Below are 13,472 nucleotides of genomic sequence, written 5' to 3' on the forward strand. Positions count from 1 at the left end.
TAAGGTTATTCGTTGCGAATCACGATCTCTTTTCCTTTCCTCTCAAGCTGCATGTTGATGGCAGCGCTGATGGAAGCAAGCAATATCGTATCATTTTCCGTGGAAACAGCACCTGATATGGTTTTATTATACACCTCATCGTCTTCCACTCTCACTTTAAAACCATAATTATCTTCAAGCATTGTAATCACTTCCTTCATTGGTGTTTTGTCGAACTCGAGCCTGTTGTTTTTCCAGGCACTTATTTTATCCGGCACTGCTTTTTGGTTCAGCAGTATTTTTTTTGCGGCAGAAAATGTTACCACATCGCCAGGTGCCAGAACGATTTTTGAGCCTTCATCGTTTTTTAGATCGAGTTGCACTTTACCGTTGTTCAGCGCCACAGTGGTTACCTGGTGCCTGTTGTCTACGTTAAAGGAAGTGCCCAGTACCTGTACATTTAACTGGTCTGTATGTACTATGAACCGGCTGCTTTCTTTTGTAACATCAAATCCATTTGGGTGATTTACCTCAAAGAAAGCCTCTCCATCAATCCACACTTCACGCGGCTTTCCGGCGTTCCATTTATTTGAATAACGTAGTGTCGAATTTGCATTCAGTGTAACGATGGAATGATCCGGTAACTCGATTTTTTTCTTCTCCGCATATTTCGTCGTCACCGTCACATCGCGATTAGATCCCCACCAGTAGCCTGCTCCCGCTGTTATGACAACTGCGGCAGCAGCTGCATATTTCCACCATTTATTCATTCCTACTAGTTTGGCAGGTTGTTTGCCTCCCATTGCCACGACATTGTTCCAAACCCTGGACTTCGCTCCTGGTGCAGCTTGTATGTTTGATGGTTGTAATGATCCAAGTAAAGCCTTCGCTTCCTCTGAGAACGCTTTCAATTGCGGATGTTCCTCCATTGCCCTTGCCCATGTTTGCTCCTGTGCATTTTGTTGGCCATGCACCCAGGAAAGAAAATCATCATCCAGCAAAATATCTTCTACAGTATAGTTCCGGTATTGCTTCATACGTTTCAAAGGAGTGTAATTGTTATAAAGACGGTTTACAGTTATTATTTTACCCCACGGGCTCACAACTTTTTTTAAAAATATTTTTTCCTTTCCCAACTCTGCCGCTACTTAAGATAAAAAGGCAGACTGCAGCGTCCATAAAATAAAGGCTGCTCCTATTTTGTAAATGGCCCGCAAAGCCTCAATGGCTCTGGCCATTAGCTTATAAGTGGCCTTGGGTGAGAGATCAAGGATAGAGGAAATTTCCTGGTAGGAAAAATTTTCATAGAACCTTAAATAGATGGCTTCCCGCTGGCGGGCCGTGAGTTGTTCCATTGCTCTTTGCAACTTTTTATGCAACAACATGGCCTGTTCTTTTTCCATTACTTTATCATCTATTGCAAGGGAAAACTCAAACGGAGAATCGTAGGCGCTTTGTCTTTTTTCTGCCCGCAGCTTATCGATCAAGAGATTTTTAAATGAGCCGAATAAATAATTTTTAACAGAGGAAGGAGTGGTGAGTTTGTGGCGGGTGTTGATAAATTTTATGAACAAGTCCTGGATGGCGTCTTCAACAAATACTGCGTCGGCGCAGTATCTGAATCCATATGCGTACAATTGATCAAAGTAAAGCTGGTAAAGCTTTTCCAGACCACCATCATCGCCCTTTAAAAATGCAGCCCACATCTCCTGCGGCTGTTCCATACCAGAGTCGTTCATTGGATTCTCAGCAGTTAGCAAATGAAGATAGCATATAGTTGCTTTATATCAAAAAAAGCACTGGCGGTGAGCCAGCGCTTTTGAAGTAATTAATAATTAATAATTAAAAATTAATAGGTGCAGCAAAGAAATATGAGGACCGCTTGTTTTATGTTTAACATAGCACGACATTCTTCCGCGAATGCAACACCTGTTAATTTTTAATTATTAATTATTAATTGGCAAGTGTTTCATTCAGCAACGTCTTCAACGCCGCATCCGAAGGCCTCGGCGCATCTACTGTCACGATCTTTCCTTCTTTGTCAAACACCATGAAACGCGGAATACCGGTGATGTCGTAGAATTTAGCGATATCACTCCAGCCTGCTGCAAACAGCTGTGTGCCGCCCAGTTGTTGGGTTTGCACAAAGGTTTGCCATTTCTCTTTGTCTTTCAATTCATCCACAGAGATACTTACAAACTCCACATTCTTGCCCTTCATTTCTTCCTCCAATGTTTTCAGGAAAGGCAACTCCTTTTTGCACGGGCCGCACCAGGTGGCCCAAACATCGATCAGCACTACTTTTCCTTTAAGATCGTTCATGCTTACTTTTTTGCCATTGATGTCTTCATAGGAAAAATTATAAGAAGCGCTTCCTTTCTTGAAATTGTTCATCGCCTTCATGGTGTTGAAATAGGCGGCTTTCATCGAATCTGTTACCAGGTATTTTTTTAAAGGATCAATGTTGCTGGTAAATTCTTCGTATGATTTGAAGCGACTCATATTGTTGGCAACATAAGCGCCTTTCAAGGTGTCGTTGCCAAAAAGGTTAGCGGCCCATTCAGTGCGGTTTGCAGGTGCCGGCCCGTTTCTGTCGCCCATGAGGATGAAGAAGGTTGAGTAGTTACCCATGTATTCAACGGTTTCTCCTATCTGCAATATTGAAGCAGAAGTGTATTTTGGACTTTTTATGATTTGAGAGTAAAATTCAGGGTATTCAGCTTTTGTTGGATGCTTGGAATGTGGTACCAGCAAGTAATGCATCGCGTCGAGTTCCACATCCATGTCAACCGCCATCTTCATTAGCGTGTTGAATTTTTTGTTGGGCGTTGTGATCTTTTGATTGAATTTTTTTGCCTCAGGTAGAAAACCATTCAGATTTTTAAAGTACTCCTGGTACTCCATGTTAACATTTAAAAACTGAAACGCAGGTCGGGCAATAACGGAAGATGCTGTGGCCCAATCTGCCAACAGTTTGTTTTCCTGAGAGCCACTTAGCATTTTGTACCCTTCGTTGTTTATTTCGACAGACAAAGCATCTCCACTTTTGATGTAGATTCTTATAGGGTTATTGCCTTTGCCCTCAGCAATGTAATAAAAACCTTCTTCTGGATTCGAGAGTGCGAAGGCGAAATCTTTGTCCTTGCCGGGTTTTGCAGTGGCAATAGGAATACGTTTGCCTTCATGCACTTTCATGAGCATCAAATCGGTTGTGTAACTTTTTTGAAAAGTGCCAGTCAGTACAAATAGTTTCGCAGGCGGTACTGTTGCGTGTACAGTTGTGTAGCAAGCTGCTATCAACAGCAGCAATAAAGCAGAGCATTTCTTCATTATAAAGCTTTTATGTTTCATGACATTTTCAAAGACGAAACCATGAAACCATTTTACCCCACGGTGGCTTTATTTTTTTTCTGTGTCGCACCAGACCTGACAGGTTTTGAAAACCTGTCAGGTCTGGCTCCGCGATAATACTGCAATGTCTGTTTAGTGATTGCGCTTCGACTATGCAATTCTATTTCTTCGCTCCTGCGTTCGATTGAATATATTCTACCGCACTTTGTGGCATGGCGATAATATTGAACTCCTTATCAATTACAACATAAGTTGGAAAGGTATGAGAGTTGAATTTTCTTTCCATCAATGCTAGATTGTCTGAGGGTACTTCATTATGAAGAGCAGTATCTATCGCTGATGTTAGTGTAAGGTGCTGCCAATTAGAATTTTTTATTTTAAGTGACGCAAATCGCGGGTTTTCACTTTTAAATAAATCTCTCCAAACCGGGTAACTATTTACTGAAACACTGACAATCGAAATTTTTTTCGAATTGTCATTTTGCTTTAGCAAGTTGTCAAATTGATTCATTTCATTGATACAAGGCGGGCAGTCTTTAAACCAGAAGTCAACAATGGTTATTGGTGTGGTTGGTTGTAATGTAGTTTTATGACCTTCAATGTCTGTAAATATAGACGGATCAAACTTTTCTCCCACATGCTTCAAAATTGCTTCACTTGCCGGCTGCGAAGGTTGATTGTTTGTTTTAGAAAGATATAGACTGCGGCCAAAGAAGAAAAGCAAGAGAAAGAGTACGCAAAGCAGTAAGGGTTTTAGGTATTTTTTCATGTCAAGGGTTTTGTTGTAGACGAATATACGGTGACATTTTACCCCACGGAAATCATTTTTTTTGCTTAACGCTGAAAACCAACGCTTACGGCCCGTGGAAACACGTTCTGCGTTAGGCATTTCGTCAAGCATCAGGCAATAACGCATGTTCATCCAAAAAACGAATTCAGGATTCAAACTTTCCTTATTTTGCGGCCTTCTATACGATTAAATATGACTATAAAGCATTTCATTGCTGCATCGTTTGTATGCGGCTCTTTTCTAACAAGCTCTGCTCAAAACGCTGTTACGTTGCAAGACTATCAGCGTGCGGAAAGTTTTTTAGGTTATAGCACCCACAAGTATCTTGACCGTACTTTTTCATCTCCCAACTGGATATCCGGCGATCGCTTCTGGTATCGCACGCTTACTCCAAAGGGAAGTGAATTTATATTGGTTGATCCGGTTAAAAAAACAAAAGCACCGGCCTTTGATGCGGCGCGATTGGCGGCGGCATTATCATCCGTTGCACCTATTGGTGTTTTGCCAGATGCTTTGCCGTTCAACTATTTCACCTATTCTGATGACAACCGTTTTATTTCTTTCTATGCATTCAGGCAACAATGGAAAGTAAATTTGCAGGATTATAGCATCGCTGCAGAAAAGTCAGCGGATCAGAACAGTGCCAGTGCAAATAATGTTCCCGAGGTAGTTTCACCTGATGGAAGCAAAGCCGCGTACATTAAAGACTGGAACCTTTGGATGCGTGACACCAAAACAGGGAAAGAAACGCAACTTACTAAAGATGGTATCAAAGACTTTGGATACTCAACCGATAATGCGGGCTGGAAACATAGCAACAATGCCATTCTTCGCTGGTCGCCTGACTCCAAAAAGATCGCCACCTTTAAACAGGATCAAAGGCAAGTTGGCGAAATGTATCTCGTTTCTACCAATGTTGGACATCCTAAATTGGAACAATGGAAATATCCGTTGCCAGGCGATGAACATATTCCTATGATCACAAGAGTGGTTATTGAAGTAGAAAATCCAAAAGTTATTACGTTAAATGTTGCACCGGATCCACACCGCGCCACGCTAAGTGATGACGTTGCCAGCAGCGGAACTTTTGATGATGTAGATTGGAGCACAGACGGCAACTGGCTTGCGTTTGTTTCTACTTCGCGTGACCACAAAAATGAAAAGGTCCGTATTGCCAATGCAAATACAGGCGAGGTGCGTGAAGTGTTTGAAGAAAATGTGACTACGCAGTATCAATCCGGCTGGGGAACTATCAACTGGAAATTTTTGCCAAAAACAAATGAACTCATTTGGTTCTCTGAAAGAGATAGCTGGGGCCATTTATATTTATACGATGCGGCTACCGGGAAAGTGAAAAACCAGATTACCAAAGGCAATTTCATGGTGAGCGATTTGCTGAAAGTGGATGAAAAAAGCCGCGTTATTTATTTCTACGCACGCGGTTTGGAAAAAGAAAACCCCTACTACAGACAATTGTATAAAATTGGTTTTGATGGAAAAGGTATGACCGTACTTAGTCCGGCCGAAGGTTACCACACCGTATTCTTTGCCAAGTCCGGAAAATATATGGTGGATACTTATTCCAAACTTGACGTCCCTCCTGTTACCGTTTTGCTTGATCAAAATGGTAAGCAAATGATGGAGGTGGAACGCACCGATGTGTCACGTTTGAAAGATGCGATTGGCTGGAAAGCGCCAACACCAATCACTGTGAAGGCACATGATGGAGTAACTGATCTATATGGTTTGATGTTTACTCCAACGCATTTGGACCCTTCCAAAAAATATCCTGTTATTGATTATGTATACCCTGGTCCGCAGGGAGGCAGCATGAACGGAACGTGGGAATTTTCATCGGCCCGCGGCGATAACCAGGCGCTGGCAGAATTAGGATTTTGTGTTGTTTTAATTGAAGGAACCGGCAATCCCTTGCGCAGCAAGAGTTTCCAAGACATGTACTTCCCTGATCTAAGCATCAACACATTACCCGACCAGGTTAGCGGTATTCGTCAGTTGGCTCAGCGTTATTCATATTTGGATACTACACGAATTGGTATCTGGGGACATTCTGGTGGCGGTTTTGCAACGGCGGCAGCAATGTTCAACTATCCTGACTTCTTTAAAGTAGGCATCAGCGAAAGTGGAAATCATGAAAATCGGAATTACGAAGATGACTGGGGTGAACGCTATATTGGTTTGCTTAAGAAAAATGCAGATGGCAGCGACAATTATGCTGCGCAGGCCAATCAACTTTATGCAAGAAAATTAAAGGGAAAATTGTTGCTGGCACATGGCATGATGGATGACAACGTGCCTCCGTATAACACGATGCTGGTGATAGATGCTTTGGAAAAAGCAGGAAAAGATTTTGATCTGATCGTATTTCCGCAGGCCCACCACGGCTATGGTGAAAATTCATATTACATGATGCGTCGCCGCTGGGATTATTTTGTAACAAATCTCCTGGGTGCCGAGCATCCAAAGGAATATAAGTTGCAGGTAACTGGCGACAGACGTGTGATGTAGCGTTTATTAGGTGTTGCGACTAAGACCTGACAGGTTTTCAAAACCTGTCAGGTCTTAGTCGCCGATGATGTGGCAAACTTCCATCAATCAACGATGTTTTTTAATGAAAAGATTCAACGCAACATCTGCGTAAATCTTTTACCGCAACTCGTTCGCTATTGCACCAGACCTGACAGGTTTTGAAAACCTGTCAGGTCTTAGTCGCCGATGCATGTTGCAAACTTCCGTCAATCAACCACTTTTTTATAATCAAAGATTCAGCACAACATCAGCGTAACTCAGTCTAATCTGCGTCATATGCGTGCCATCTCATTTGGTTGTAACAACAATTTCCGCACTCTGCAAACCTTCTGCACTTGCTTTCACTTTTATCGTTCCTGCCTTCGCATTTGCTTTTACAATTGCCAACGCATAACCACTATATGCAGCTCTTTCTTTTGATGCAAACGAAACTAGATTTGCCGGGTCGCCGTTATCTGTTGCTACAATTTCACCGGCACCGGATACTTCAAACTTAATGCTGTTGCCGGCTTCAGGAACTACTACTCCGTTTTTGTCAACAACGCAAACGGTAATGAATGAAAGATCTTTTCCATTTGCATTTGTATTTTTTCTGTCTGCAGTCAATAAAAGTTTATATGCCGCACCGGCAGTTTTCACTTCATCGGTTGCCCATTTTTTTCCATTCCTGTAAGTGATTACTTTTAATGTCCCCGGTTCATACACCACTTCATCCCAGCGGAAACGATATTCATATTGCCCTCTCTTTTTTCTACCCAATGATTTGCCATTCAAAAACAATTCAGCTTCATCTCCTGATGAGTACACATGCACAGGCGTTATCTTACCTATGCGATTGGGCCATGTCCAATGCGGCAGGATATGCGCCATTGCCAGCTCCGGGCACCAGCGTGATTGGTACAGGTAAAATCTATCCTTCTTAAAACCTGCCAAATCAATGATGCCTGAGTACGAACTGCGTGCAGAATAATAAGGCGTAGGTTCGCCGATATAATCCCAGCCCGACCAAACAAACTCACCAGCCACATAAGGGTTGTGATCCTGTGCGAAAAATACTTTGTCGGGTGAAGCGCCAAATGCCGCAGAGTACAAATCATAAGCACTCACTGCTTTATTTACCGGATCGCCACCAGTTGAATCGCTCACCGGTGCGCTGATGCCATCGGTCACAGGAAATATATAAGTGCCGCGTGTGCTAAGCGCAGAGGCCGTTTCACTGCTAACGATCATTTTATTGGAGAACTGTTTTTGAAATGCCGGATACAAAGGTGATGTGCGTATGCCTTTCAAATGACTGTAGGCCGGTGCATCACGAATGCCTTCTCCCTGGTAGTTCAAACTAATGATGTCAACTTGTTTTGGAAACGGCATGTCGGGCTTTGCATAGTTCATCGATGCAGTTGCCGGGCGTGTGCTGTCTTCATCTCTTACAATATCGTGTAGTTGTTTGGCCAGGGCCGCACCTTCATCGCTGGTGTATTGTTCGCCCACCTCATTGCCAAAGCTCCACGCCATAACAGAAGGATGATTGCGATCTCGTCTGATGAACGAACGGATATCTGCCTCGTGCCAATCGCTGAATATTAAATGAAAGTCGAGCGGTGTTTTTCCTCTTTCCCAGCAATCAAACACTTCATCAATCACGAGAAACCCCATGCGATCCGCCAGATCGAGTAATTCAGGAGCCGGAGGATTGTGTGCAAGGCGAATCGCGTTGCAACCCATGTCACGCAACATTTCCAACTGTCGTTCTGCCGCACGTACATTGAATGCTGCGCCCAATGCGCCAAGATCGTGGTGCTGGTTTACGCCCTGGATGCGAACCGGTTTTCCGTTTACGGATAAACCTTTTACAGGATCAAATTGCAATGTGCGAATGCCGAAACGTGTTTCGTACTCGTCAATAATTTTTCCATTTCTATACACACGCGTAACCGCGACATACATATTGCGATCCTTTGCCGGTAGCGGCTGCCAGAGTTTTGGATTATTTAGTAAAATAGATTTTTCTATCGTTTGCTTCTCCCCTGCTTTTACAGTTATGTCTGTTGATTGAAAGGAAGCGGTTGCATTTCCTGTTTTTACAAACGAGTTGTTCAGCGAATAGATGTCTGTTGATACTTTCAAGCGCTGATCGGTTGTCGAAGTATTTGTTACGCAAACAGAAAGATCAACAGTTGCGGCGCTTGTTGAAATATTTTTCGTACTGACAAACGTGCCCCACTGTGCCACATGCACCGGATCAACTTTGGTGAGCCACACGTTGCGATACAAGCCGGCTCCGGGATACCAGCGTGATGAATTCGCGGGGTTGTCCAAACGGATCGCCAGTTGATTTTCTCCTTGTTTTATGTAAGGTGTAAGATCAAGTCGAAATGAATTATAACCATAGGGCCAGCCACCGACGAGCTTTCCATTTAACCACACCATTGCGTAAGACATCGCTCCGTCAATATCGAGGTAAATGGATTTGTTGAGATCTGCCGAAGAGATGTTTAGTTTTCTGCGATACCACGCAACACCCTGTATAGGCAGGCGTCCCATGCCACCGCCAACTATCGCATTTTCTTCTTTATAAAACGGTTTGTCTATGGCCCAATCATGTGGAAGCGTTACGCTTTGCCATTGTGCATCGTTGAAGTTATTTTGCACAAAAGGAAAATCTTTGCCGGGATCGTTCTGCGGACGTTGATGATGTTTAGACGCATCTTTGATGAAATCATTTGCCGTAGGCAATATCCAGGCTTTTAATGCATCCTTTGAAGTGATTGCCACACCTGATTCTGCGGCTCTTGTATCGGCAACTTTGTTATCATTTTTATCTGTTACAACAGGACGCTCGTCGTATATTAATTTGTCAGGCTCTGTGTCATAACGCATGAACTTCCAACCATCGTTGAGGCTGATGCGCTGGCGGATTTGGGCGTTGGAAGCAGCTGAAAGTGCTGCCAGTAACAGGCAAGCTGCAAGACGCAAGAATCGTTGATTAATGTACATAGGCCGTGTATTGTGCCGACATTACAAATTCAGAAAGGAAGAGTTATTCAGATGTCTGAAACCAATCAACAAGGTCGTTTGTCATCCCGAGGAACGAGGGATCTGAGTATTGCGCAAAGCGTTTGGCAGTGTTCGTCGCAGATCCCGCGTTCCTCGGGGTGACAAAAACGTCGCTGTTAATTTATTTGCCTCCCAGCTGTAGTAACGTCGTGGTATTTAAAATTAAGTGTACTTGCGACACCTAAAAACTATTTTCAACAAATATATGCAACCGATTGCAATGATTATGATTTTTTATATTTTTGAACCTAACAATGGGTAATTTCACTCAAAGCCAATTCATTAGAATGAAAAGACTTACCAATACGATTGCTTTTGTTTTATTGTGCTGCCTGTACACACAGGCGCAGGTTCGACTGCCTCAATTGATTAAAGACAGCATGGTGCTGCAACGGGACGCTAAAATTAAAATATGGGGTTGGGCATCGCCAAATGAAAAAATCAGCATTTCTTTTAACAAGAAAAAGTTTAACGCCAAAGCAGATGCGGCCGGCAATTGGTCTTTACTTCTGCCACCAATGAAAGCAGGCGGCCCCTACACGATGAACATTGATGCCACCAATCATCTTTTGCTCAACAATATTCTGATTGGCGATGTGTGGCTCTGTTCCGGACAATCGAATATGGTACATCAGATGAGCCTGCACAGCGTACTGTACGCGAATGAAATTGCCTCGGCAAACTATCCGGAAATAAGACAATTTTTGGTGCCTTCTGTAACTAACTTACAGGCTCAGCAAAAAGATTTTCCGGAAGCACATTGGAAGTCTGCCAACCCTAGTGATGTGTTGCAATTTTCAGCTGTTGCATACTTCTTTGCTAAAAAGTTATACGACAAATATCATGTGCCCATAGGTTTGATCAATGCTAGCTGGGGTGGTACTCCTATTGAAGCGTGGATCAGCGAAGATGGCTTCAGGGAATTTCCTTCTACCCTTTCAACATTGGAAAAAAATAAGGACACGGCTTATGTGAATGAAGCAAACAGAAAGGTACAAACAAAAGTGGCGACGCTTTCTGAAGATAAAGGAGTTACCGGGCAGGCGAAATGGTACGATCCTGCATATGAACCAAAGGGCTGGCGCACGATTAACATTCCGGGCTATTGGGAAGACCAGGGTGTGAAAAATCTTGATGGTGTCGTTTGGTACAGAAAAGAAATTGACGTGCCTGCTTCGATGGCCGGCAAACCTGCGAAAGTTTTTCTTGGCAGAATTGTGGATGCAGATGTTTTATACATCAACGGCAAACAAGTTGGCAGTACGTCTTACATGTATCCGCAGCGCCGCTATGCTGTACCTGCAGACGTTTTGAAACCCGGCAAAAATTTGTTTGTCATAAAGGTGACAAACAATTCTGACAAAGGAGGTTTTGTGCCTGACAAGCCTTACCAGTTGATTGCAGGCAGTGATACGATTGATCTTAAGGGTTATTGGCAATACAAAGTGGGGCAAGTGTTTTTGCCAACCAAAGGTCTTGGTGGCGGCATTGCATTGCACTATCAACCTGCTGCACTCTTCAATGCGATGATAGCTCCTGCCATTGGTTATTCCATCAAAGGATTTGTGTGGTACCAGGGAGAAGCAAATACGGGGAATGCAGCGCAGTATGCAAAGTTGTTGCCTTCAATGATCAATGATTGGCGGACAAAATGGAACAGTCTCAACGCACCATTTTTGTATGTGCAGTTACCGGGATTTATGGATATGAGTTATCTTCCTTCGGAAAGTCAATGGGCGGCATTTCGTAATATGCAGCGCAAATCGCTGGTTGTTCCAAACACTGCAATGGCCGTGACTGTTGATCTTGGTGAATGGAACGATATTCATCCTGATCACAAAAAAGAAGTTGGCGATAGACTTGCACTCGCCGCGGAGAAGATTGCATACAATGAAAATATCGTTTATTCCGGACCGCTGTATCAGTCGGCACATGTTGAAAGCAACAAGATGATTATTTCTTTTACCAATATTGGAAGCGGCCTCACAACCAATGATGGCGAGGCTTTGCAGGAATTTGCGATAGCAGGAGCAGATAAGAAATTTGTTTGGGCAAATGCAAAAATAGAAGGTGATAAAATAATTGTTTGGAGTGATGATGTTAAAGATCCCAAATATGTTCGCTATGCATGGGCAGACAATCCGGTGAATCCGAACTTATATAACAAGGAAGGGTTGCCCGCATCGCCGTTTGAGGGAGGGGTCGAATAACTGAATAACTGCATTGCTGAGTGAGTGCTGCCTCATTATTGCGAGCCGGGCGGAGAAAGATGACTGCAATACAAAATGAAACTTTGTTAATTTGGGGGTCGGCGAAGCAATCTCAACTGCGCAACGGATATTGCTTCGGCCGTTCATAAGCGTGGGCCTTTGTTTATTATATTTGATATGCAAACTCCACAGGCCTCGCAATGACGGGGCGATCTTCACTCAATAATTCAGTTATTTCCTCCTGGCTTAATGACCCTATAATTTCCACTCAATTGCATGATGCTAAACAAGTACAACAAGCCATCATAATAAGGATCGAAATAGCCATCTTCATATGGCTCCAGTTTTGCGTTCCATAATGCATGAACAAAATCGAAGTCTTTATCTTGCCCCATATAGGAAGCGGCTGCAGATGTAGCAACAAGGCCAAGCGAGTGACGTAATTTTTTTATACCACCCGCTGGAAGAATAAACTCAGGCGCTGATCCATCAATGTTGAATTGATCATCAAACTTCTCAATGCCTTTTGACCGTAAGAAGTTTTGAAAGCGTTTGGCGTAGTCTTGCTGCCATTCTTTATCTTTTCCAAACCAAACATAATCCATCGTGATGTTCATTGGCACCCGCCATGAATCAAAACGAAATGCTGGTGGCATCCAGGGTGTGGCATGGGCTTCGCCGCTAAATCCAGTATAGTCGTAATTCAATGCGGTAGCGGCTTTGCAAGCTTTGTGCAGGAATACTCTTGACGTATCAGCGCAGTCTCTATAAAATTGTTCGTGACCATCCTTTGCATACATGGCCCATATTTCAAAGAATGCAGGCAAGTGATAAGATGGATCTGTCCAGCCATAATTCTTTTCTTCAGGTGTAAAAGTGATTTGTTTGTGAGCGGTATTGAGGATATTGTATATACCACCTGTTCCCTCTTTGCTCCACATCGCATCGAGAATAATTCTTGCTTCATGATAGTAGTCGATACCGGTGTTATTACCCCAACGATTGGAAGCAAATAGAAGATCGGTAACAAAATATAGCTCTCCATCGGAAGCAGTTCCATCAGAATTTTTTTTCAGCGATTTTGGTTCAATGCTCCATGCAAAATACCCCTTTCTCGGACCATCCTGGTGTTGCAAGTATTTTTTTGTCCACCGCCATATGCGATCAAAAACTTCTTTTTTATTTAGCTGCACTGCGACCATCATTCCGTAGGAAAGTCCTTCTGTGCGGGCATCATGGTTCTTTACGTCGGATACATATGGCATGGAATCGCCTACTTCAAAATAGACTTTGTTTGGTCCTTCGAAAACGTCGTGATATGCTTTTGCAAGTTTGTTATCAATGTCCGTTTGACTGTAGCCTGCCTGCTTAAAAAGATTGGGATAAGTGCCGGTATAAAATGCTCCGGTGGTTGATTGGTGTGATTTTTTGGTTTTTTGTTTTTGGGCAAATAATTTGCCTGTAACACAAAAGACAGTCAGCGCATACAAAAGAACTGCATACTTTATCATAATGGCTTCGTTTATTGAAGAACGTTT

Annotated in this window: 8 protein-coding genes; 2 read left to right on the plus strand and 6 right to left on the minus strand. The window is 43.1% G+C overall.

Annotation, left to right across the window (positions count from 1 at the left end; genetic code table 11):
* Positions 1-5 precede the first annotated feature (5 nt).
* The 4 genes from QJ048_RS12405 to QJ048_RS12420 form a co-directional block, all read right to left on the minus strand.
* Positions 6-1,016: a FecR family protein gene (locus tag QJ048_RS12405; RefSeq protein ID WP_282334677.1), complete on the minus strand. Its 1,011-nt coding sequence runs from the start codon at positions 1,014-1,016 to the stop codon at positions 6-8.
* A 111-nt stretch (positions 1,017-1,127) separates the two neighbouring features.
* Complete coding sequence (locus tag QJ048_RS12410; protein WP_282334678.1) at positions 1,128-1,718, minus strand: RNA polymerase sigma factor; 591 nt, start codon at positions 1,716-1,718, stop codon at positions 1,128-1,130.
* Between the two features lie 214 nt (positions 1,719-1,932).
* Positions 1,933-3,309: a TlpA family protein disulfide reductase gene (locus QJ048_RS12415; protein WP_282334679.1), complete on the minus strand. Its 1,377-nt coding sequence runs from the start codon at positions 3,307-3,309 to the stop codon at positions 1,933-1,935.
* A gap of 181 nt (positions 3,310-3,490) precedes the next feature.
* Positions 3,491-4,099, minus strand: a complete 609-nt coding sequence (locus QJ048_RS12420; protein WP_282334680.1) for a TlpA family protein disulfide reductase — start codon at positions 4,097-4,099, stop codon at positions 3,491-3,493.
* A gap of 213 nt (positions 4,100-4,312) precedes the next feature.
* On the opposite strand from QJ048_RS12420, the gene QJ048_RS12425 reads away from it, so the two are divergent.
* The gene (locus QJ048_RS12425; RefSeq protein ID WP_282334681.1) at positions 4,313-6,646 is read left to right on the plus strand and encodes a S9 family peptidase; all 2,334 of its coding nucleotides are present in this window, start codon (positions 4,313-4,315) and stop codon (positions 6,644-6,646) included.
* Between the two features lie 309 nt (positions 6,647-6,955).
* Here the strand turns inward: QJ048_RS12425 and galB are convergent, their stop codons facing one another.
* Complete coding sequence (galB, locus tag QJ048_RS12430) at positions 6,956-9,664, minus strand: beta-galactosidase GalB (RefSeq protein WP_282334682.1); 2,709 nt, start codon at positions 9,662-9,664, stop codon at positions 6,956-6,958.
* Between the two features lie 347 nt (positions 9,665-10,011).
* On the opposite strand from galB, the gene QJ048_RS12435 reads away from it, so the two are divergent.
* Positions 10,012-11,934, plus strand: a complete 1,923-nt coding sequence (locus tag QJ048_RS12435; RefSeq protein ID WP_282334683.1) for a sialate O-acetylesterase — start codon at positions 10,012-10,014, stop codon at positions 11,932-11,934.
* Between the two features lie 227 nt (positions 11,935-12,161).
* On the opposite strand, the gene QJ048_RS12440 is transcribed toward QJ048_RS12435, so the two are convergent.
* A complete protein-coding gene (locus QJ048_RS12440; protein WP_282334684.1) occupies positions 12,162-13,445 on the minus strand; it encodes a family 8 glycosyl hydrolase in 1,284 nt (427 codons plus the stop codon).
* Between the last annotated feature and the right edge of the window lie 27 nt (positions 13,446-13,472).

Origin of the sequence: Pinibacter soli (genome assembly GCF_029961145.1) — a bacterium.
GTDB classification, from domain to species: Bacteria; Bacteroidota; Bacteroidia; order Chitinophagales; family Chitinophagaceae; genus Pinibacter; species Pinibacter soli.